This is a genomic window from Vibrio sp. 03_296 (assembly GCF_002265885.1).
The window spans coordinates 1-361 of the sequence record NZ_NPKW01000514.1 but is presented as its reverse complement, the minus strand read 5'-3'; the positions used below and the strand labels follow the sequence as shown (position 1 = coordinate 361).

Sequence of the window (361 nt, the reverse complement as noted above, 5' to 3'; positions counted from 1 at the left end):
ATCACTGTTAAATCAATGTAAATAATGGGTGATTATATACCCGTTAACTTGTTGCAATAAACAACAAGTTATCAGCTACAGGGGCTGAATCACATCTGTTATTTACATTTGTAGCCAGATAACTGACGAAAAAGAGACCAAACGGAAAAAAAACTAAAAAAAACACTAGACGCCATAGTGTGAACTACGTATTATTCCACTCCGCCGATAGGGCATGCGCCCGTAGCTCAGCTGGATAGAGCGTTGGCCTCCGGAGCCAAAGGTCGAAGGTTCGAATCCTTTCGGGCGCGCCATTTGGATGCCTGGAGGATATAGTCGGTGAAAAACAATGGTGGCTATAAGCTACAGTTGGTAGAGTCCC

The 361-nt window shown here is 43.8% G+C and carries 1 tRNA gene; it reads left to right on the top strand.

From position 1 onward, the window contains the following. Window positions 1-216: 216 nt before the first annotated feature. A tRNA-Arg gene (locus CIK04_RS25825) sits at window positions 217-293 on the top strand. The last annotated feature ends 68 nt before the right edge of the window (window positions 294-361 follow it).